This is a genomic window from Coriobacteriia bacterium, from assembly GCA_003149935.1.
In the GTDB taxonomy this organism is placed as follows: Bacteria; Actinomycetota; Coriobacteriia; order Coriobacteriales; family QAMH01; genus QAMH01.
The window spans coordinates 210,849-232,101 of record QAMH01000007.1; the positions used below are offsets into that span (position 1 = coordinate 210,849).

Consider the following 21,253-nt stretch of genomic DNA (forward strand, 5'->3'; position numbering starts at 1 on the left):
TGATTCGTGTCTTATGCGGCCCCAGTCTCCCTGAGAGACTGGGGCCGTCCTCTCCTTTTAGGCTCATAACCCAACGCTTGGTATGGCATAATCAAAACGTCGCCAAGAGGAAGGTCTTTCCGTGACTCTTTCGCGCCGATCGTGGCTCTCGCTTGCTTTCCTTGCCGCAGTGCTGGCGCTCTATATCTATGGCGTTATCTCAGCGGGTCAGATTCCCGCGGAGGTTGTTGCCGTGGCGCTTCCGCCCGATTTCATGGTCGGGATACCCCTGGCGTTTTATCTCATCTTCTTGCGTCCGAAGAAGATGACACCACTGGCAGTACTCCCGGTCATTTGGCTGGGGTATGGCCTGAGTGCGCTTGCGCTCGGCTCGCCAACTGCCGGCATTCTGCCCGTATTGCTCGCGGCTCTCTTCCCGGTGGAAGCTGCGATTGCCGTCAGGGAGATCATTCGTCTTGCGCGCCTGTTCAAGGGCGCGAAGAGGCAAAGCGCAGACCCGCTGGAGTGGTTCTACGCGGTCACGCACTATCTGGTGCGCAAGGAGCTTCCTGCGCGCATGATGGCAGCAGAGCTGGGCGTTTGGTATTACGCGCTGATTTCCTGGCGCAAGAAGCCGAGTGTTGAAGCGGATGACAAGGCCTACAGTTATCACAACGCAAGCGGCTACATGAGCGTGATGCTGGGGTTTGGGCTGGCCTTTCCGGTCGAGATCGTTGCCGTGCACATGCTCCTCTCACAATGGAATGCGACAGTCGCAATAGTCGCGACGCTGCTCTCCCTCTATGCCGCTGTCTGGCTTGTGGGTGATGCACGGGCGCGTGCCCTGCGCCCGGTGGTTCTGGGGAAAGATGAGCTGCGAATAGAATGCGGCATCCAGATGAAGGGAACGATATCCCTCAGCAACATTGCAAGCGTGAGCTGCCATGAGCCTGCGGATATCGACAAGGCCGATAAGCTGAACTACGGCACCTTCTACCAAGCAAACGTGTGGATTGTGATGCGTGAGCCCGTCGAGGTGCGGACTCTTCTGGGGATGAAGAGACCCCTTGCAATCGGGCTGAGCCTGGATGATCCGAAAGAGTTCATCCGGGAGTTTTTCCAAGCGACAAACGGCTTTTGCCAAGGAGAATCATGACAAGCCCCACTCTAGCGAGCTTTACCGCGACAGACGGCACCGGCCTGTGGGAGGTGACGAGTGCCGGCATACGCGTGGACGGCGAACTATACCGCTTCACCGACCGCTCTTTCGTGGTCTGCGCGGTTACGCCGGGCCGTACCGAGCGTAGCACGAACCTCATCGAGGAGGAGGACGACGGCTTTGGCGACCTTGCCGCGCTCGCCGTACTCCAGGAGACGGGCAGCCTCACCGATGCCGCTTTGGCGCGCTGGGCGCTTGGCGGTTCGAGCGTGCGGGTCGAGACCGACAAGCGGGAGGTTCCGGGAACCGCTCAGCTTACCATCGGTGGCTTGCAGCGTCCGCGCAAGCGTAACTGCTCCCTGCGCTACCGCGAGGACGGTCGGTGGATACAAGCCGATGAGATTCGGGCCTTTGGCGATGCGGCTCACAAGGCGATTAACGCGTATCGTGAGAGATGGGGTGGGGTCTGATAGCCTCAAGCTTCCCATAAATGTTGCGCTCTACTTTTCTCTTGTGTTCTTGGGCAAGCAAGGACGGTGTGACGGTCGCTGCAAGTTGGCCTTTTTGTAGGTATAATCTCGTCGTGAAGGGAGGCCCTCATGAGCGTGGCTTCGTTACAGTCCTTATCAGAGCGCGTCGCTGATGCGGTTAACGAATACAACGGCATGGCAAGTAGACCTGATCAGATCGATGAAGTGGTGCTTTTTGGCAGCTATGCCGATGGAAACGCGACGGAGAAATCCGATGTCGATTTGCTTGTGACGTTTCGTTCGTCAGTTGTGAGCTTGTTCACGCTCGCCAAGGCGCTCATGGTTATGGAAAGGCATCTAGACAAGAGTATTGACTTGGTCCAGAACCCTCTCCCGGAAGGCTCGCTCCTGGACATTCGCAAGGTGGTGCCCCTGTATGGAGGATGCTGACCGTCGAATTCTCCAGAAAATCGTAAGCGAGATAGAGTACATGGAAGCCATTCTCGCGGACATGCCTCGAGAGGAGTTTCTCAGGGATGAAACTCTCGAGCGTGCATGCGCAATGACGTCAATCAATATCGGAGAGCTTGCGAAACATTTGTCTGATTCATTTAACGAGGAATATTCGGAGAGCGAATTACGTTTCGCAGCAAGAACGCGAGATGTGTATGCGCATGGATATTTCACGCTCTCATTCGAGACGGTATATAAGACGGCAACGGAGGATTACCCGCGGGTCAAAGGATGGGTGCTCAATCTGCTTGATGCATAGACGCCAGAGGTCGCGGGTTCGAGCCCCGTCAATCCCGCCAACATCAATTTCGAGAAGCCGCTTTCGAGTGGCTTTTTTGTTTATAGATCCATTGGATAATCATAGAGCAGAACCAGCATATTCGTGACTTTTCATGCATTCGGCTTTAACTAGCAAAATCCTATGTTTAGTCGCACGTATGCTCCCGTGCGCGGCCTCGGGATTTATGGATTTCGGAGCCGCTGTTGCTATTTTCGGCAGCACATCTTGGAGGACGCGGCAACTTTATTTTCAGTCAGACATATAGGTCTGGGAGGTACCTTCTCCTTATTAAACGGAGGAGGCATTGAAATCAGAGCTTGCTTAGATGCTGAAATAAATTCGCGCGGGTGAGTGTTCTGCCGCCTGGTTGGATGACTTGCATCATCGGACAACTTGAACCTTGAGAAAATGCGCAGGGGGGGGGGGTACAGTATTTTTACGGCTAATTATTAATGCATAAGAGAGGCTTTGGTATTCAGCAGAGTGTGGGGTGGGGACAAAATGCCTGCAGGGAAAAGTGTACGGTCGCCAAGGCGCGTACTCCTAAAAGTGTTTTGTTCATTATTTGCTTCAGCAATCATTTTGTCTGGCTGCTCCACATCATCGCCGAAAGCTTCAGAGCCATTTAAAGTATCTAATGCGGTCGAAACAGAATGTCTTGGTGGATTATTTGAAATGGATATTCCTGTTGGAATGTCTAGTGATGGATCACGGTCATCTGAATCCAATGGCGATAGCGAAGCTTTTTATCCTGATAAAGGTGGTGCCTCATCAAGCATCTTTATTATTTCTCAGGCAATAAGCCCTGCTCTTGGTGCAGATAAGTTCGTTTCGACCTATTTTGATAAGCCACCTTCTTCAGCAACATATAAGTTCAAGAATATCAAGGTGAAAGATTTGCCAGGCGGTCACTATATGTCCTCTGCAGAAGTTTACGAGGAGGGCGCGGAGGATAGTGTTGAGAAAAGGGTTTGCTTCTCCACTGATGGCGATGTCGCAATAACCATCATTTTTGAGAACATCCAAAAGTCATATACGAATACGGTTGAAACATCGATAAGGATTCTTTAGACAGCCTGAGCAGATTTCAGCCGCTTGAGGCATTAGAGAAAGAGAGGAAAGAATGAATGAGGAGCCTGGGAAGCAAGAGACTGAGGTCCCCAATACAATGCTGGTGTCGGATAAATCAAATGGGAATCTTGGAGAGCCCCCTCTAGACGAATCTGGAGAAATGCTTGTCGAAGACAACGCACCCTCGCCAAGTAAACGAGAGGAATCTAAAGCAGGTGAAAAGCCCAGAGTTTCTGTTGATGAGAAACCGACTCCTCCTTCAGAGAGTGACGCGGGCAACGAAAAGAAGAAAAAGAAGCTGAGCAAAGGTGCACTGGCTGGAATAATATCGGGCTCTGTTGTTCTTGTAATTATTATCGTTGTGGCCGTTGTTCTTAGTATGCAGGCACAAGCAACTGCTAAATACAATGAGTATGTTGATAATCTCGATAGCCTGGCGACATATGGACTTCAAGCCGCCTCGACAGCTGAAAGTATATGCAATACAACGAAAAGCGTTTGGTATTCGGCAATTTGGGATGATGATAAAACGTGGGATGCAGACATAGAAAAGTACCATGCGTCTGATTTCAACGATGCTTTGGCAAAAATGTATGCGGACTCTTCCGTGAAGACGAAAATATCCAATATGAAAGCAAATGCCAGTGAGGTCGAGTCTCTTATAGGCAAGCTTAAGAATCCACCTGACCCAGATTTGCAAGATGCTTATGATGCGGCAAAGGAGTTTGCGGATTCAGTAGAGGAGCTAGTTGATTTAGCAGCCGATCCATCTGGCTCGCTGAATACCTTCAGCACTAACTTTAGTAATGCGGACGATGCATGCGCGAAAGCATTGAAGAAGCTTACAAAGGAAATTCCAGAGAAGAAATAATTTGCGTTACAACTCGATGTTGAATAGCCGCAGTGTTCATATTTAAGCTTAGTTCATATGGGGAAAGAAAATGCTTAATGATGAAGTGAAAGAAGATGACCTTTCTTCAGAAGCTCAGACTGAAGAAGATATTGATGACTATTCTCAGAAGAAAAAGCTCTCAAAGAAGGCTGTCGCTGGCGTTTCCGTTGGAATAATTGTCGTTATTATTGCGTGCGTCTTCCTTGCGCCTTATTTATTTCCGTCTATTGCGTCTCTTGTTGAGCAAGGAAAGTATGAGGAAGCCTACGAAGTTGCGAACGGTGACGAAAAAGAGGAGGTTGCCATTGGAAATGCCATAGCTTGCTGCGCAGCAAATGCCTCAGGATCGCTCAAAAGATCCCAATCCCTTGAGCTTATAGATGCATATTATGACGGGAATATAAACTTCATTCTCCAGGTTTCTCTGAGGCCAGAGTCCGGAGTAAAGGCATACGCGTATTTGTTTTATAAGTATATGTACGATGGCTCTCTCTCATTATTTGATCTTGTCCAAAACATAAACGAAGAAGAGGCGTATAGCGCCTCAGCAAGTGAATCTGAGAAGATGGAAGTTGCGGTTAACAATGCGACAAAGGCCATCGTGAGAGGGATTATTGAAGACCCCTCTAATCAGATTGGAGAAATCTATATTAAGGCAGTGAATGACCTGATGAAAGATGGTGGGCTTTCTTCGGTTGAACTAATTCCTCAGGCAAGAGAAATAATTGAGTCGAATAAGAACTCACAATGACGTTATTCTTATTCAGCATTGTCCCTGCTGGTGATTTGTGAATGTTGAATAAGCTTACGAATCGGAACACGGTAAGGGACGAACTTCAAAACTTTGTTTAAACCGACCAAAATCTGGCGTGTAAAAAAGAGAGCCAAGGTAAAGCCAGAATCATTTCTACGCTCATATTCTCTAGGTCCGAAAAAAGGGGAGCCAAAAAGATAGTCAGTGTATTTATTGCAATTAGTCACTATCAGAACGCCAGAGGCCGCGGGCTCGAGTCCCGCCAATCGCGCCCGCATCAATTTCGAGAAGCCGCTCATCAGCGGCTTTTTTGTTGGGCGGGTTTTCTAATACATTTGCGCAGACCTTTATCAAATACACCACGTGATATATAATATATATACCCAGGAGGTATATATGCTATTCGAATATGATGAGCATAAAAACGAGTCAAACATAGAGAAGCACAAAGTCAGTTTCGAGGAAGCGCAGGAAATCTGGGATGATCCTGATCTGATCGTGCTTCCGGCGAGAAAGCGCGGGGAGAAGCGCAAGCTCGCCATTGGCGCGACATATGCAGCTATATTTAGCGTGGTGCACACAATGCGGGGAGAGGCGATTCGTCTGATATCAGCGCGTAGGGCAACAGAAAAAGAGGTGAGGCGATATGAGCAGGGCAAAAACGAACGATAGGCTCGAGACGGCATTCGATGCTGGCGAGGATATGGGGGAGTTCTTTGACTTCGATGATCCCGCATACCCAAACCGTGAGATCAAGCGCGTCAATGTCGATTTTCCTCAATGGATGGTTGCGGGTCTCGATGCAGAGGCCATGCGTCTTGGGATTAATCGGCAGGCAGTGATCAAGACGTGGATTGCCGAAAGGCTTGATGCACGGACGATGGCTCATAGTCGCTAAACATGCCGTCGGTATTTCGTGTGGGCCAAAGGCGGTCATCATGAATGCCCCCCTGCTCTCGGGAATCCACATCGCAGCGCCCTCGCCAACGGCTACAATATCCCTCACGACACCGTCTCTCGCGAAAGGCGCCCCTATGGCAAGCGTGCACGTCATCGACCATCCGCTCATCGAGGCAAAGCTCACGCACATGCGCGATCGCGATACGACTTCGCCCGAGTTCAGGATCCTTCTCAAGGAGATCTCAATCCTCATGGGCTATGAGATTACGCGCGATTTTCCCACCAAGCTGCGTGAGGTTGATACGCCGATTTGCCGCGGTTCCTTTCCCGCTCTCAAGGACGACTTCTTCACCATCGTGCCCATCTTGCGTGCCGGTCTGGGCATGGTCGATGGCTTGCTTGAGCTCATGCCCTTTGCGCACGTGGGCCATATCGGCCTCGTGCGAAACGAGCAGACGCATCTGCCGGAGGAGTACTACTACAAGATGCCCGAAGGCTACGAGGACTCCGTCATCATGGTGGTCGATCCCATGCTTGCTACCGGCGGAAGCGCGGTCGATGCCATTTCCAGTCTGAAGAAACGCGGTTGCAATAACATCCGCCTCGTAAATCTGGTAGCTGCTCCGCAGGGAATCGAGGCGGTGCGCACAGCGCATCCCGATGTCGACATATACGTTGCCGCTGTGGATGAGGGACTCAACGAGAACGCCTACATCGTGCCCGGCTTGGGCGACGCGGGCGACCGCATCTTCGGCACGAAATAGAGAGGAAGCCCGTATGGTGCACATGACGGACGATGAATTCGAGGAGCTCGTCCAAGAAGCGCTCGATGATATGCCCGAGCAGTTCATGGACGACTTGGAGAACGTTGCCGTGGTCATCGCCGACGAACCGACAGATGAGGAGCTGAGTCGTCTCGATGACGAAGGCCATCCGGCGGGCGTTCGCTATGGTGGCGAGATACTGGGCCTCTACAGTGGTGTGCCCCTCACCGAGCGTTACTACGATGATTTTGAGGGCGGGTATCCCGATGTCATCACTATCTTCAAGGGACCGCACGAGCGTTGCTTCGGCTCGCGTGACACGATTGCCAAGGAAGTGCGCAAGACTGTCATCCACGAAATCGGGCACTACTTCGGTCTAGATGACGCGCGCCTCCACGAGATGGGGTATTAGCGGCTGGTCCCTATGCCGTGATGAGCGTGCCGTCCTCGCCGCGCAGGGCCTCGGCCGCGTGCTCGAGCGAGGCGATGAGGGCACGTCCGCCGGGATGCGCCTCGACGAACTCCACGCAGGCCTGCACCTTGGGCAGCATGCTGCCGGGCGCGAATTGCCCCTGCTCGATGTACTCGTGCGCCTCGTGCACGGTCATGGTGTCGATTTCCTTTTGTTCGGGCGTATTGAAGTTCAGGCAGACCTTGTTCACCGCCGTGAGGATGACGAGGAAGTCCGCCCGGAGCTTCCAGGCCAGGATCGAGCTCGTGAGGTCCTTGTCTATGACGGCTTCGACCTCGGTGTAGAGGTCGTCGTTTTCGACGACGGGAATGCCGGCACCGCCGCAGGCGACGACGATGTATCCCTCATCCATGAGGTCGCGAATCTGGTCGATCTCGACGATGCGCTGTGGACGGGGACTTGCCACGACGCGACGCCAGCCGCGACCAGAATCCTCCTTGACCGGCACGCCTTCGGCTTTGGAGAGCTTCTCCGCCTCGTCCTTGGTCATGAAGGCGCCGATGGGCTTTTCCAGGTCCTTGAACGCGGGGTCGTCATCGTCCACCACCACATGAGTCACGACGTCGACCACCGAGCGCATGATGTCGAACTCGTGCAGCTGGTTCATGAGAGCGCAGGTGAGCTGGGCGCCGATATATCCCTGGCTCATGGCGTTGCAATCCTGCAGGGGCATGAAGGGCACGTGGGTTGGATCGTCGTCATGGGCGACCTCGAAGGCCTGGTTGATGATGCCGACCTGGGGGCCGTTGCCGTGGGTGATGACGACGTTGATGCCCTCCTTGATCATCTTGGCGATGAATTTGGCGCTATCGGCGATGTGGCTGCGCTGCTCTTTGGGGTCGTCTCCCAGAGCGTTTCCGCCCAAGGCGATGACGACGCGCTTGCCCATGAGGTCGGTCTGATTCATGATGCACCCCTCTCTGAGGTGAATTAGCCTCTAAAAAATATACTCCATTCTCCTTGTCATTTCGACCGGAGGGGCCGATTATTCCCGCTTATTGACAGGTGCAACCGGCGGTTGCGGCCGATAAAATGCAAATTGACTACGAGAGATGCTAGTGCAACCAAGGCGTAAACCGTATGTTTGGCGAGAGGAAAACGCATGACACCAAAACGAAGGGAACCACGCATGAACGTCGAAATCGCGCAGCGTCTTGCAGCCATGCGTCGCGAGAAGGGCTATAGCCAAGAGGAGCTTGCCAACAGACTCGGGCTCTCGCGCCAGGCCGTTTCGAAATGGGAGCGAGCCGAATCATCGCCCGACACGGGGAACCTTATCGCGTTGGCCGATCTCTACGGCGTGACGCTCGATGAGCTCGTACGCGTAGATGTCGACATCGCCGACGATGTCCGCTTCGAGGAGGCGGATAAGGAAACGACGGTCGAAGTGACCGCCGAGACGATTACGGCGGCAGCCGAAAGCGCGGCAGCAACAGCTGCCCGTGCCGAGGCAGCTGCACGTGTGCACGAGCTGAAGGATGAACTGAAAGACGCTGTGGCGCAGGCAGCGGCCGATGCGCAACCCAAAGCGCCCGATACGCCACAGCCGCCACCGCCCGACCCAAAGACGCGCTATGCACCGCAGGCTCCAGAAGGTCCGCAAACATCCGGACACCCTGCACGCAGCCCCTGGGCGACCTTTCCGTACCCTATCGCCTGCGTAATCATCTACTTGATCATGGGCTTCGTTTTTGGCTGGTGGCATCCTGGCTGGGTAGTCTTTCTCACCATTCCCATCTACTACTGGATAGTGCGTGTTGTCGAGTATGACCCCAATTGGCGTGCGTCCCATGATGACACGTCTTCGAGGGGTTGATGATCATGACACGATTGACCAATGCCTCATATGTGAAGATAGGCCTTCTTGTGCTCCTGGCCATCGTGCTGTGCGGTGGTATCGTTAGTTGCTCCGCGCGTTGCACGCCAAGCTACGACTTCGACTATTCCTACGACGATGTCACCATGCGCGAGACTGGCGCGGGCTCCGTCGCTGGCGCGAATGTCCAAAACGTCGCCATCGCCTGGGCAGCTGGCTCTGCGATCGTCACCGTTTGCGACGATGCCGAGACGAATGGCGAGGTGGTCTTTACCGAGACGGGTTCGGCCGTACGTAGCCACCCTCTGCGTTGGACCTGCGAGAACGGTACGCTCTATATCAGTTACGACAGCCTGAAAAACGGCATCTTCGGTTGTTCGAGCTTTGGCTCCAAGCAGCTTGAGGTTAAGATTCCGCGTAGCGTCGCGCAGACGCTCGGTCGTTTCGAGCTCGATGTTGCCTCGGGTGATTACACGGTCGAGGGGCTGACGTGTCAGACCGTGAAACTCGGCGTCGCTTCCGGCACCGTTGAGGCGACCGATGTGGTCGTTCAGAATCTCAAGGCCGACATTGCGAGCGGACGCGTTGCCCTGACCGGTGATCTTACCGATATGCTTGATTTGAAGATGGCCAGCGGCGATGCCAGCATTTTGACTGGGCAGTGTCCCAAGAGCGGAAAGCTGGATATCGCGAGCGGGTCGGTAAATGTTGCGCTCCCAAGTCAGAGCGCTTTCGAGCTCTCCTACGACGCCCTATCGGGTCGTGTTGACAGTGATTTTTCCGTGCGGTCGGGCACGCCCTATGCCGGGCCGCCCGACTCAAACGGAAGCACTGTCTACGGTGATGCGAATGCCGAGGTCACGGGGCGCTTTGACGTGGATATGGCGAGCGGAAACCTTGCCTTCCACAAGATGTAGCGCCGACGCGCTAGAAATCGATGCCGTGCCAGCCGATGCCCTCGTCGCGCCAACCCATGTCGATGAGAACGTCGCGCTCGCCCCAATCCGTCGTGTAGTGATGATTGTTCGAGAAGGCGTTGGGATTGTATACGCGATAAACCGGCACGCGTTGCTCGGTGTCGGCGTACCAGCCAACGCCTTCGTCGTTCCATCCCGCATATATGAGGACGGCGCGTTCGATTTCGCTTGTCGTGTAGTGATGCTCGCCCGCATTGGGATTGTAGAGGCGGAATACAGGGGTGCCCCATGAGGGAGCGATCCATGCAATGCCTTCGGGCTTCCAGCCGCGCCACATGAGGTCGTTGCGCTCTTCGACGCTCGCCGTATAGAAGTGCTCGCCACTATTGGGGTTGTACATGCGGTACATGGTTTGACCCTGATCCGTTGGATTGGGGCCTGGCTGCGGTTCGGGATCGGGAGTCGGTTCGGGATCTGGCGTAGGGTCAGGCTTGGGTTCCGGCTCGGGATCGGGTTTGGGGTCGGGCTTGGGTTCCGGCTCCGGGTCGGGCTTGACGGCAGTGGGGTCAGGAGCAACCGTGAACTTCGCGCTTGCCGAGCCGGTGATGGAGACAATGTCAATGGCGTGCTCGCCCTCGGTCAGCGTCTGGAGGTACGAGGGCTTGAGTGCGACGATTGTCGAGCCTTCGGTAACCTCGTAATTTGCGGCATCAACGGAGGTGTCGTCAATCCTCACGCCCTCGAAGAGCAGGATATTTGCATCCGAGCGAAGCGAGAAGCCGTCCTTGGAGCCTTTCGTCCAGGTGACCGCCACCTCGTCGGTGATGACGGGAGCCTCGACCGCGGGCTTGAGGTTGGTATATGTGTCTGCAATACCTTGGCGGTCGGTGTAAATCTGCTCCGAGGAGTAGGTTTCGCCTGTTGTTGCAGATTGCCATTCGCTTTCCGGGAGCTTGCCCTCCTCGCTCGTGAAGCGGAACTTGTCGCCAAGCTTTACACGGACGAGGGAATTGCAGTTGGAGAAGACGCCTCTCATATCCGAACATGCGCTCGTATCAAAACTTGACAGGTCAACGGCGACAAGGGAGGTACAGCCAGCGAACATGCCGCCCATGCGCATAAGATTTGAGGTGTCAAACGATGAGAGGTCAACCATGAGCAGAGAGCTGCAAGCGGAGAACATGCTGCTCATGTTGGATGTCTCTGAAGTGTCGAGATTAGATAGGTCGACGGTGACGAGTGACGAGCATCCGCGGAACATGCCACCTAGGCTACCGGCGTAGATGCCATCGGCAAGCTCGACGCTCGTGATGCTAGCAGCCTGCGCTTGCCATGGTGCATTGCCGGAGATGCTCAGCGTGCCGCTCTCCCCGTTGACAGGCCAAATCTTCAGTTTGCCTGTGTCATCGATTTGCCAGAGAAGGTCGCCGTAGGCCTGGGCGTCGGTTGCCTCCTGGGCAATGAGCGGCGTGTCCTGGCTGACGGCCTGCCCGGGCGTTGCCAATGCCGCCGCCGGCACGAAGGCCGTTGCTAGCGCCAATGCAAGAACATATGCTCCAATTCTTTTTAACATGCCCATACGTATCATCTGCTCCTTTTGCCGATGAAACCCGAAGATCGAGATTTCCCGACTCTACTTACTTTGCTCGCTTCGCTCGAAATGACAAGGAGACCCTCCATCATCGACTGATGCCATGCCAGCCAATGCCCTCGTCCTGCCAACCGATGGATAGCAGGATGTCACGCTCGCCGATATCCGTCGTGTAGTGGTGGTTATTCGAAAAGGCATTGGGATTGTATAGGCGATACAGTGGCGTGCGATATGCGGTATCGGAGTACCAGCCGATGCCCTCGTCATTCCAGCCTGCCCAGATGAGGGAGTCGCGCTCTTCGACCGAAAGCGTGTAGTGGTGCTCGCCAGCGTACGGGTTGTAGAGACGATAGACGGGATCACCCCATGCCGGAGCGGTCCAGCCCACGTCCTCGCCGCGCCATCCGCACCAGATGAGGTGGTCTCGTTCCTCGATGCTCGACGTGTAGAAATGCTCGCCGGAATTGGGGTTATAGAGGCGATACATCGGATAGCCCACGTTGCTTGGCGGCTGCCAAGGATCATCAGGGCCAGATGGGTTATCCGGTCCCGGCGGAGTTGGACCGGGATCATCGGGATTATCGGGGCCCGGTGGGGTCGGGTCGTCGGGTCCCGGGTTGACGCTTGGGTCGTCACCAACCGTGAAGGTCGTGCTTGCAGTGCCCGTGGCCGAGACGATCTCGAGCGCGTGCTTGCCATTGGGAAGCGAGGCAAGGTAGTCGCGCTTGAGGGTGACGATGGTCGACCCCTCGCGCAAATCATACTTGCTCGATTCGATCACTTTACCATCGACTTTTACATGCGTGAAAATGATAAGAGGTGCGCTCGAGCGGAACTCCGCCCCGCTTGTCATGCCCCGATGCCAGCTTGCGTTCGCGCCAGCTGTGATTGTGGGGACTTCGTCCTTGATGTCGTGGCGCTTGGCGTAGGTGTCCGCGATGCCCTTGCATTCGGTGGCGATTTGATGCGAGCTATAGATCTTCTGCGTGGTTGCCGCCTGCCAGAACGCCTTGGGAAGCTCGCTTGCTGTTCCCACAAAGACGAACTTCTCGCCCAGGGTCAGCTTGTCGAGCGCCTCGCACCCTTCGAAAATGCTGTCCATGACGGTGACCTTGGAGCTATCGATGCTCGAAAGGTCAAGTTCCGCGAGCTTGGAGCAGCCGGAGAATAGCGCGCCCATGTCCGTAACGCCGGGGGTGGCCACGTCGGTAAGATCGATTGAGGTCAACTGCAGGCAGTCCGAGAACATGCCATGCAAGGAGGTGAGCTTTGTCGTGTCGATGCCAGTAAGCGTAGCCGACTCAAGGGCGGAGCAGCCTGCGAACATGGAGCCCATGCTCTCGACGTTTGCTGTGTCGATGGTGGAAAGGTCGATGGAGGGAAGCGAGCTGCATCCTTTGAACATCGAGTCCATGTTCGTCACGTTGGCAGTCTTGAAGCCTGTGAGGTCGGCAGAACGCAGCCCCGAACATTCCTCGAACAGGCTACTCATGTCACGGACGTAGACGGTGTTGATGTCGGCCAAGCCGAGGGACTCGACCGATTCCAGCGCTGCGCATCCTTTGAACATCGAGTTCATGTTCGACAAGCTCGAAGTGTCCAGTCCGGAAAGCGACGACGCACGGAGGCTCACACAGCCCTCGAACATTGAGCTCGTATCCGAAACGCCGTCAAGATTGATATGCGTGACTCCTGATGCGTCAACCGAGGGCAGACGCGTGCATCCTTTGAACATGGCGTTCATGTTCCTGAGATACGTCGTGTCGGCATCGCTGGCGAAGATGAGTGATGCGAAGGCGCTGCACCCCTCGAACATCGAGCTTACGTCCATGGCTCGCGCAAGGTTGTTGTGCGAGAGGTCAAGCCCGCTGAGTGAAGTGCATCCCTTGAACATGGCATTCATGTTCGACGCACTGCTCGTGTCAAGGCCCGCGATGTCGACGGCGGAGAGCGAGGTGCATCCCTCGAACATCGAGCTCATGTCCGTTACACCCGAAGTGGCGACTCCTGCAAAACTCAGGGTCCTGAGCGAGGTGCAGCCTTTGAGCATGCCGCTTGTGCTCTTTGCAGCTGGCACGTTGAGGTTCGAAATATTCAGCGACATGAGCGAGGTACAGCCTTCGCACAGGCTTTCGAGGCTCGTTGCCTCCGGGATGTTCAAGCCGGAAAGACTAAGGGTGGCAATCGAGGAGCAATCCTTGAACATGCGAGCCATGTTTCCCACGCTCGCCATGTTGAAACTTGCCAGCTCGACCGAAGTGAGTGCCGTGCATCCCTCGAACATCGAGCTCGTGTCGATGATGTTCGCGGTGCTCAAGTTGGGCAACATGAGCGAGCTGAGCGATGAGCAGCCCTTGAACATGGAGTTCACGAGGGTGAGCTGGGAGGCGCCGAAACCGGAGAGGTCGAGCTGCGTGAGCTTGGCGCATCCCTCGAACATCGAGCTCATGTATACGGCAGCCGAGGTCGAGAGGCCGCGGACGTCGAGCCTTGGAAGCGAAGCGCAGCCCGCGAACATGCGCGCCATGTTTGATATGCCCGAGGTGTTGAGATTCGAGATATTGAGCGAGGTAAGCGAGGCGCAGCCATCGAACATGGCTTCCATGTCCGAGACGCGCGTCGTGTCGAAGTGCGAGAGGTCGAGCTGCGTGAGCTTCGCGCAACCCCTGAACATCGAACCCATTTCAAGGACTTTTGCGGTATCGAAGTTCGAGATATCGAGTGTGGCCAGGGAGGCGCACCCGTCAAAGAGATTTGCCATGCACGTGACGAAGGACGTGTCGAGGTTGGAAAGGTCTAGCGTCGTGAGCGAGGAACAGCCAGCGAAGGTGGAGCGCATGCTGGTGGGGTTGGCACCCGCCAGGCCCGACAGATCGAGGGACTCGAGGGCGGCGCAGCCCTCGAACATCGAGTTCATGTACTTTGTGTTTTGAGCATGGAATCCGCCAAGATCGAGTGACGCAAGTGAGGTGCAGTCTTTGAACATGTCACTCGTGGCGCTGATGTTCTGCAGGTCATGGGTGGAGAGATCGATTGACTCGAGTGATGAGCAGCCTGAAAACATGCCGTCCGTCGCCCACGCACTAGACGTATCGAGTCCCGATAGGTCAATGGACGTCATGGCCGAGCAGCCAGCAAATAGCCCCCGAACCCTACCCTCGGTTTTGACGCCGGGTTCGATGACGGCAGAGGTGATCTTGGCGGCGTGTGCCCTCCAAGGTGAGATCTCAGTCCAAGGCGCAGTTCCATCCATCTCCCCCAGCGTGCCGCTATCACCGCTCGTGGGGCGGATGGTGAGCTTGCCCGAGCCGTCGATGACCCACGAGCATGTCCCGCTCGTACCCCGGGCGATGTCGGCGGCCTGTGCGGTGAGCGGAGCGTCCTGGGTGGGCGCAGCAATGGCTGTCACCGGCATAAATGCGGTGATGAGGGCAATGGAAGCGAAGGCTGCGATGATCCTCCGCATGGTTGTCATGATGTGGCTCGTGGGCATTGCCGAACCTCCTCATGGTGCAGTAGTCCGAGAGGAGATATTGTACGCCCGATTTGCCCGTCATGCGGGAGCTATTGCCCGACCGTGCGCAAGTGCTAGGTGGAGGGATATTGTGCTATCCTATGGCCCATGCAATTTGCGACACCACAGAAACACCTCGGGCCGCGCGCCTTCTTGGCGTGCGTGCTCGTCATCAATGCGTCGTTCATCCTCGCCATCGACATGTATGTGCCGGCATTGCCTCTCTTGCTCGAGGAATTCGATACCAGTGCATCATTTCTTAACCTTACGATGTTCATGTTCATGCTTGTCTCGGCATTTGCCATTCTCGTCGCGGGGCCGCTTACGGACAAGTTTGGCCGCAAGCCCATCCTTATTGTGAGCTGTGCCGTCTTTGACGCTTCCTCCATCGGCTGCGCGCTTTCGACTTCGGTGCTCATGCTCACGGTCTTCCGCGTCGGTCAGGCTATCGGCTTTGGCTTGGTCGAGACGGACGTGACCGCGATGATCAAGGACGCCTACACCGACAAGGACCTCAAGTTCGCGATGTCGCTTCTGCAATCGCTCGTGATTGTCGGACCGGTGCTCGCTCCGTTTCTGGGCACGCTACTGCTCGCCATAGGTGGTTGGCGCGAGATTTTCGTCGCTCTTGCCGTTATGGGCATTATCGGGCTGGTTATCGCGCTCGTCATTAGCGAGACCATGCACGCGGATCATCGCCTTGCCGCCGGTGTTGTTCCAGCCTTGCGCGACATGATGATGCGCGTGCGCTCGCTGCTCTCCAAGCGTTCGTTTACCGCCATGGCGCTGATTGTGGGTGTCGCGGGCCTGGCGTATATGGGCTACATAGCCGTGGCCTCGTATATCCTGCTCGATGACTTTGACTCGGGATATGTGATATACAACCTCGTCTATGCGGGAATCTGTGGCGTGAGCGTGCTTGCGCCTTTTGTGTACCTGCGCATTTCGAAGATGATGAGCCCCCGCGCGCTCACGGTCCTGTGCGCCGTGCTCGGTTTGGTGGCAGCTGCGTTCATGGCCGTATTTGGCATCTGGGGCCCTTTTGCATTCTTCTGCTGTTTCGTGCCCTACGCTCTCATGGAGGGCATCATTCGTCCACATGCCTTCGTGGTGTTGCTCGACCAACCTCCTGACCAAGTCGGATCGGCCAGCGCTTTTGCCAATTTCGTGTACACGATGCTTGGTGCTGCGGGCACCGTCGTCATGACCTTGCCATGGACGAGCTATGTGGGCGGCCTGGCCATCGTCATGGGCGCCTGCTCCATCATCATGCTTGCGCTTTATGCGTGGGGTCTGCGCAAGTAACCACAAGTCGTTACCCAAATGTACCTTTGCGACCCTTCCGCTGTGCTATCGTGAATCCTGTTTTTGGAGAGTGGAATGATGGGAAGAGCAATGAAGATTCTTGTAACGGGTGGAGCGGGCTTCATCGGGAGTCATACAATCATCGAGCTCATCGAAGCTGGTCATGAGCCCATTGCCTACGACAACCTGTGCAACGCATCTCCGGTTGTCTTCGACCGTATCAAGGCCATCACGGGAGTCGACGTCCCCTTTATCGAGGGTGATATCCGCGATGAGGCAAAGCTGCGCGAGGTCTTCGCCGGGCATGACATCGACTGCGTGATTCACTTTGCCGGCCTCAAGGCCGTGGGCGAATCGGTCGAAAAGCCCATCGAGTACTACGACAACAATGTTGGCGGCACGGTCAAGCTGCTCGAAGCCATGCGCGATGCGGGCTGCAAGAACATCATTTTCTCGAGCTCGGCTACGGTTTATGGCACGCCGCAGGCGCTGCCCCTGACCGAGGATATGCCCAAGGGCGAGGCGACCAATCCTTACGGGCGCACCAAGTCCATGATCGAGGACATCCTCGCCGATGTGCAGCATGCCATTCCGGACATGAATGTCGTCTTGCTGCGCTACTTCAACCCCATCGGCGCGCATCCGTCGGGCACCATGGGCGAGGATCCTTCTGGCATCCCCAACAACCTCATGCCCTACATTACGCAGGTTGCCGTGGGCAAGCTCGAAAAGCTCGGCGTCTTCGGCGATGACTACGACACGCCCGATGGCACTGGCGTGCGCGATTACATCCACGTCATGGACCTTGCAAGCGGGCACGTCGCAGCACTCAAGGCGATCAAACCCGAGGGCGGCCTGTATATCTACAATCTGGGGACGGGCAACGGCACGAGCGTTCTCGAGCTCGTGCACGCCTTCCAAGATGCGACCGGTGTCGAGGTTCCCTATGCTATCAAGCCGCGCCGAGCGGGAGATATAGCAGCTTGCTATGCCGATTGCAGCAAGGCGGCTAATGAGCTCGGCTGGCGAGCTCAATACGACATTGCGGATATGTGCGCGGATTCGTGGCGCTGGCAGCAGGCCAACCCCAACGGGTACAGGAGCTAATCCAAGCATCATGCTCGGGCTCGTCAGGACATACTTCATGCGCTTCACGCCCCTGTTTATAGGGGCGTTCGTTCTTACGGCCATCCGCGTTGGCTGTGACCTCATGATTCCCAATCTCATGAGCGAGGTCATCGACGCGGGCGTCGCGAACAACGACGTGCCCTACATCTTCCAGACGGGTGGCGTCATGCTGCTCTGGGCCCTCGGCTGCGTCGTCGCCGATATCGCGGCGGGTTTGTGCGCCGCGCGCGCATCCATGGGGTTCGGGCGCAACTTGCGCAGCGCCGTCTACAAGCGCGTCACCGCGTTTAGCCTGCGCGAGATCGGCGAGTTCGGCACTTCCTCGCTCATCACGCGCACGACCAACGATATCCAGCAGCTTGAGCGCTTCGCGTTGATGACCATGACCATAGCCATGATGGCACCCATCATGTTCGTCGGCGCGGCTCTTATGGCGTTTCAGAAGAGCGTCGAGCTCTCGATAGCCGTGTTTGCGGCCATTCCCGTCATGGCCATCATCGTGGCGATTGTGATGAAGTTCACCGTTCCGCTCCTGCGCTCTCTCCAGGCTCGTATCGACGACCTCAATCGCGTCACTCGTGAGGGGCTCACGGGCATTCGCGTCATCAGGGCGTACAACAAGGAGGATTTCGAGGAGAGGCGCTTCTCGATTGCCAACAAGGTGCTCGCCGATACCAACGTTTCCGTTGCGCGTCGTATGTCCGTTCTCATGCCACTCATCGGCTTCGTGCTGGACCTTGTGATCATCGTCATCGTCTGGGTTGGTGGCCACCTCGTCGATCTGGGCAGTTTCCAGGCGGGTGATCTGATGGCGATCATCCAATACGCCATGATGCTGCTCATGTCGGTCATGATGCTCTCGATGATCTTTATGATATGGCCGCGCGCTCAGGCTGCCGCCGAACGCGTCACGGCCGTGCTGCAATGCGAGCCGACCGTACACGACCCCGATGCCGCCGAGCTCATGGAGGCTCCCACATCCGCTCATGCGCACTCCGTGCGCTTCGAGGATGTCAGCTTCAGTTTCGAGGGGGCCGAAGAGCCCACGCTCGATGGCATCAGCTTTGAGCTCGAGGCGGGCAAGACCTATGCGCTCATTGGGGCGACGGGATCGGGAAAGAGCGTACTCGTCGATCTCATCGAGCGTTTCTACGATCCCACGAACGGCCGCATCCTGCTCGACGGCATCGACATTATGCGCATCCCACAGACACAGTTGCGCACGCTCATATCCTATGCCCCGCAGAAGACCACGCTGTTCACGGGAACGATCGCCGACAACATTCGCTATGGCAACACGAATGCCAGTGATGAGGAGGTCGCCGAAGCTGCGCGCGAGGCAGCGGCGTATGACTTCATCATGGAAAAGCCCGATGGCTTCGAAACGCAAATCACCCAGGCCGGTGGCGGCCTTTCCGGTGGGCAAAAGCAGCGCATTGCGATTGCGCGTGCCCTTGCCAAGAAGGCGGGACTCTACGTCTTTGACGATTCCTTCTCCGCGTTGGACCTCAAGACGGACGCCCAGGTTCGCGCAAACCTCAAACGGGCGACAGAAGGGGCTACGGTGCTCATCGTGGCGCAGCGCGTCTCCGTTGCCATGGACGCCGACATGGTCATCGTGCTCGACGAGGGGCGCATCGACTCGATTGGCACCCACGAGGAGCTGCTCGGGGCGAGCGAGGTCTACAACGAAATCGTCGCTTCCCAGATCACGGACGAGGAGGCGAATCGATAGATGCCTCCTCAGCACAAGAATCCCATGTCGGGTAGCAAGTCTGGCCCCGGCCCTGGTCATCATGGTCCGCATGGCCCCCACGCCGCCATGCCGACGCAAAAGGCCAAGAACGCCAAGGGGACGTTTCGTCGTCTGCTCACGTTCATCAAACCCGAGATTCCCAAGATTGTCCTCGTGCTCGTCTGCGCCATCATCGCCACGGTCTTCGACATATTTGCGCCACGCCAATTGGGCCTGGCTACGACGGAGATATTCAGGGCAGGTGTCGCGATTGCCAATGGCGAGCCGGGTGCGGGCGTGAACTTCGATTTGCTTAGGGAGATCCTGCTCGTCCTCATCATCCTGTACGTTTGCTATCAGGTATTTACGTATCTGCAATCGTTCGTGATGGCTCGCGTGGCGCAGAACGTCGTCTATTCGCTGCGCCAGAAGACTGAGGAGAAGCTCAACCGCATCCCGTTGTCCTACTACGATTCGCATGCGAAGGGCGACATCCTCTCGCGCGTCGTCAATGACATCGATCTCATCTCGACGACCTTGCAAGATGGCATGACGCAGGCTCTCACGTCGGTCATCACGATCATCGGCGTCTTCGTCATGATGATGGTCATGAGCCCGCTCGTCACGATCGTCGCCCTATGCACGCTGCCCGTTTCCATCGCGCTCACGGCCGTCGTCGCAAAGCGCTCGCAGAGGTTCTTCCTCGCCCAGCAGACCGCGCTCGGCGTGCTGGATGCGCATATCGAAGAGACCTACGGCGGTCATACCGAAGTCAAGGCGTTTGCCCACGAGGAAGGCGCGATCGAGGACTTCGAGCGCATCAACGACGAGTACTTCGGTCATGCCTGGCGCGCGCAATTCGTTTCGGGTCTGATTCGCCCGCTCATGATATTCGTGGGCAACCTCGCCTACATCGCCATCGTATGCATAGGCGGTTGGCAGGCCGTTGTCGGTGCGCTCACCGTTGGCGAGGTGCAGGCGTTCACGCAGTACATGCGCAACTTCACGCGGCCCATCAGCCAGTTGGCGGGTATTATCAACACCTTCCAGGCAACGATTGCCGGCGCCGAGCGCGTCTTCGAGATTCTCGATCAGCCCGAGATGAGCGATGAGTCGGCGTTGCTCCCCGACACGACGCCACGCGGGGGACACGTGCAGTTCGAGCACGTACGCTTTGGCTATGACCCGGAAAAGCCCGTCATCCATGACCTCTCCATTGACGTGCAGCCTGGTCAGATGGTTGCGATTGTCGGTCCCACAGGCGCGGGCAAGACCACGCTCGTCAACTTGCTCATGCGTTTCTATGAGATTGATGCGGGCGCTATTCTGCTCGATGGCCACGATATTCGCACCATCAAGCGCGACGAATTGCGCAGTCATATGGGCATGGTGCTCCAAGATACGTGGCTATTTAACGGGACCATTCGCGCCAACATCGCATATGGCGTCGACGACGCAAGTGACGAAGCCATCGAGCGTGCAGCGAGGGCCGCGCATGTCGACCACTTCATCCATACGCTTCCCGAGGGATACGATACCGTTATCAACGAGGAGGCATCCAACATATCAGCGGGGCAGCGCCAGCTCATCACCATTGCGCGTGCCCTGCTCGCGGACCCCGAGATCCTCATTCTCGACGAGGCGACGAGTTCCATCGACACGCGCACGGAGCGCCTCGTCCAGCGGGCGATGAACGAGCTCACGAGCACGCGCACGAGCTTCGTCATCGCGCATAGGCTCTCGACCATTCGCGATGCGGATTTGATCTTGGTGCTGAGGGACGGCGACATCGTCGAGATGGGTACGCACGAGCAGTTGCTCTTGCAAGATGGCTTCTACGCCGAGCTCTACAACTCGCAGTTCAGCGACTGCATCGACGAGCTGGATTACTAGCGTCGGGGAGGTGACAGGGGACGGGCGAGACACATTGGACAGGTACATCTGTCTCATTGGGGTTCATGAGACAGATGTACCTGTCCAATGTGTCTCGCCC

19 protein-coding genes and 2 pseudogenes are annotated in these 21,253 nt (G+C 56.3%); 17 read left to right on the top strand and 4 right to left on the bottom strand.

Features of this window, described 5'->3' with window-relative positions:
* Nucleotides 1-121: 121 nt before the first annotated feature.
* From DBY20_06890 to DBY20_06935, 10 genes are all read left to right on the top strand, one after another.
* The gene (locus DBY20_06890; GenBank protein ID PWL78571.1) at nt 122-1,135 is read left to right on the top strand and encodes a hypothetical protein; all 1,014 of its coding nucleotides are present in this window, start codon (nt 122-124) and stop codon (nt 1,133-1,135) included.
* The gene (locus DBY20_06895) at nt 1,132-1,608 is read left to right on the top strand and encodes a hypothetical protein (protein ID PWL78572.1); all 477 of its coding nucleotides are present in this window, start codon (nt 1,132-1,134) and stop codon (nt 1,606-1,608) included. Before DBY20_06890 ends, DBY20_06895 begins: the two co-directional genes overlap by 4 nt.
* A 195-nt stretch (nt 1,609-1,803) precedes the next feature.
* Complete coding sequence (locus DBY20_06900) at nt 1,804-2,058, top strand: hypothetical protein (GenBank protein ID PWL78599.1); 255 nt, start codon at nt 1,804-1,806, stop codon at nt 2,056-2,058.
* Nucleotides 2,045-2,380, top strand: a complete 336-nt coding sequence (locus tag DBY20_06905; GenBank protein ID PWL78573.1) for an antitoxin — start codon at nt 2,045-2,047, stop codon at nt 2,378-2,380. The genes DBY20_06900 and DBY20_06905 overlap by 14 nt, the downstream gene beginning before the upstream one ends.
* 1,144 nt (nt 2,381-3,524) lie before the next feature.
* A complete protein-coding gene (locus DBY20_06910; GenBank protein PWL78574.1) occupies nt 3,525-4,343 on the top strand; it encodes a hypothetical protein in 819 nt (272 codons plus the stop codon).
* 70 nt (nt 4,344-4,413) lie between these two features.
* Nucleotides 4,414-5,115: a hypothetical protein gene (locus tag DBY20_06915; GenBank protein ID PWL78575.1), complete on the top strand. Its 702-nt coding sequence runs from the start codon at nt 4,414-4,416 to the stop codon at nt 5,113-5,115.
* A 399-nt stretch (nt 5,116-5,514) separates the two neighbouring features.
* Nucleotides 5,515-5,790, top strand: a complete 276-nt coding sequence (locus DBY20_06920; protein ID PWL78576.1) for a toxin — start codon at nt 5,515-5,517, stop codon at nt 5,788-5,790.
* Complete coding sequence (locus tag DBY20_06925; GenBank protein ID PWL78577.1) at nt 5,765-6,016, top strand: CopG family transcriptional regulator; 252 nt, start codon at nt 5,765-5,767, stop codon at nt 6,014-6,016. Before DBY20_06920 ends, DBY20_06925 begins: the two co-directional genes overlap by 26 nt.
* A 136-nt stretch (nt 6,017-6,152) precedes the next feature.
* Nucleotides 6,153-6,782, top strand: coding sequence for a uracil phosphoribosyltransferase (locus tag DBY20_06930; protein PWL78578.1), 630 nt, complete (start codon nt 6,153-6,155; stop codon nt 6,780-6,782).
* 13 nt (nt 6,783-6,795) lie between these two features.
* Complete coding sequence (locus DBY20_06935) at nt 6,796-7,194, top strand: Zn-dependent protease (GenBank protein PWL78579.1); 399 nt, start codon at nt 6,796-6,798, stop codon at nt 7,192-7,194.
* 10 nt (nt 7,195-7,204) lie between these two features.
* On the opposite strand, the gene DBY20_06940 is transcribed toward DBY20_06935, so the two are convergent.
* Nucleotides 7,205-8,161, bottom strand: coding sequence for a carbamate kinase (locus DBY20_06940; GenBank protein PWL78580.1), 957 nt, complete (start codon nt 8,159-8,161; stop codon nt 7,205-7,207).
* A gap of 222 nt (nt 8,162-8,383) precedes the next feature.
* Between DBY20_06940 and DBY20_06945 the strand changes: the two genes are divergently transcribed.
* A complete protein-coding gene (locus DBY20_06945; protein PWL78581.1) occupies nt 8,384-9,070 on the top strand; it encodes an XRE family transcriptional regulator in 687 nt (228 codons plus the stop codon).
* Nucleotides 9,070-9,987 carry a hypothetical protein gene (locus DBY20_06950; GenBank protein PWL78582.1) on the top strand — a complete coding sequence of 306 codons (918 nt, stop codon included), beginning with the start codon at nt 9,070-9,072 and terminating at the stop codon, nt 9,985-9,987. The genes DBY20_06945 and DBY20_06950 overlap by 1 nt, the downstream gene beginning before the upstream one ends.
* A 10-nt stretch (nt 9,988-9,997) precedes the next feature.
* Here DBY20_06950 and DBY20_06955 read toward each other — a convergent pair whose 3' ends face one another.
* Nucleotides 9,998-10,396, bottom strand: a complete 399-nt coding sequence (locus tag DBY20_06955) for a hypothetical protein (protein PWL78600.1) — start codon at nt 10,394-10,396, stop codon at nt 9,998-10,000.
* A 22-nt stretch (nt 10,397-10,418) separates the two neighbouring features.
* Here DBY20_06955 and DBY20_06960 point away from each other — a divergent pair.
* Nucleotides 10,419-10,541, top strand: a pseudogene (locus DBY20_06960) (endoglucanase).
* Between the two features lie 449 nt (nt 10,542-10,990).
* Here DBY20_06960 and DBY20_06965 read toward each other — a convergent pair.
* Nucleotides 10,991-11,575: pseudogene (locus tag DBY20_06965) on the bottom strand (hypothetical protein).
* A 91-nt stretch (nt 11,576-11,666) separates the two neighbouring features.
* Nucleotides 11,667-15,071 (bottom strand): hypothetical protein, encoded by a 3,405-nt coding sequence (locus DBY20_06970; protein PWL78583.1) that lies wholly within the window; start codon nt 15,069-15,071, stop codon nt 11,667-11,669.
* A 129-nt stretch (nt 15,072-15,200) separates the two neighbouring features.
* On the opposite strand from DBY20_06970, the gene DBY20_06975 reads away from it, so the two are divergent.
* The 4 genes from DBY20_06975 (at nt 15,201) to DBY20_06990 (ending at nt 21,153) form a co-directional block, all read left to right on the top strand.
* Nucleotides 15,201-16,397 carry a hypothetical protein gene (locus tag DBY20_06975; protein PWL78584.1) on the top strand — a complete coding sequence of 399 codons (1,197 nt, stop codon included), beginning with the start codon at nt 15,201-15,203 and terminating at the stop codon, nt 16,395-16,397.
* A 90-nt stretch (nt 16,398-16,487) separates the two neighbouring features.
* Nucleotides 16,488-17,504, top strand: a complete 1,017-nt coding sequence (galE, locus tag DBY20_06980) for a UDP-glucose 4-epimerase GalE (GenBank protein ID PWL78585.1) — start codon at nt 16,488-16,490, stop codon at nt 17,502-17,504.
* Nucleotides 17,410-19,260: a multidrug ABC transporter ATP-binding protein gene (locus DBY20_06985; protein PWL78586.1), complete on the top strand. Its 1,851-nt coding sequence runs from the start codon at nt 17,410-17,412 to the stop codon at nt 19,258-19,260. Before galE ends, DBY20_06985 begins: the two co-directional genes overlap by 95 nt.
* 24 nt (nt 19,261-19,284) lie before the next feature.
* Nucleotides 19,285-21,153, top strand: a complete 1,869-nt coding sequence (locus DBY20_06990; GenBank protein ID PWL78601.1) for an ABC transporter — start codon at nt 19,285-19,287, stop codon at nt 21,151-21,153.
* Nucleotides 21,154-21,253: the final 100 nt, after the last annotated feature.